At 70.8% G+C, this 367-nt stretch carries 1 pseudogene; it reads right to left on the bottom strand.

Annotated elements, in window-relative coordinates:
- Positions 1 to 247, bottom strand: a pseudogene (locus AC1DIQ_RS19030) (amidohydrolase); the annotation flags it as partial.
- Positions 248 to 367: the final 120 nt, after the last annotated feature.

Here is a 367-nt window from a genome sequence, read left to right as displayed (position 1 = left end):
CCTTCAGGCCATGCTTGTGCGCCGTCTCCGTCAGCGCCTTCAGGGTCCAGGCGTCCATGCTGGTGTTGTCGGGCGCCGAGCCGTAGCGCCAGCCGTCGGTGAAGGCCTTGATGGCGTCGGGCTTGTAGGCCGCGATCGCCTCGACGGCCGCGCGGGCGCCTTCCGGCGTGTCGACCCAGCGGGTCGTGGCCTGGTCCGCCCAGTCCGCGCCGTGGCCGCCCGGCGTGCTGATGCGGGCGCGGTTCATAGGCGGTCGTTCCTCGTTCGAACGGGCGCTTTCAGACGCGCCCATCCGTCATGACGAACCAGGCGCGCAACACCAGCAGTCCTCCCCGCCGATCGGCATGCCGGGGGGCAAGGTTTCGAC

The sequence above is a fragment of the Stenotrophomonas sp. 05L413 genome (genome assembly GCF_056397945.1).
This window is presented reverse-complemented; position numbering and strand designations above follow the sequence as displayed.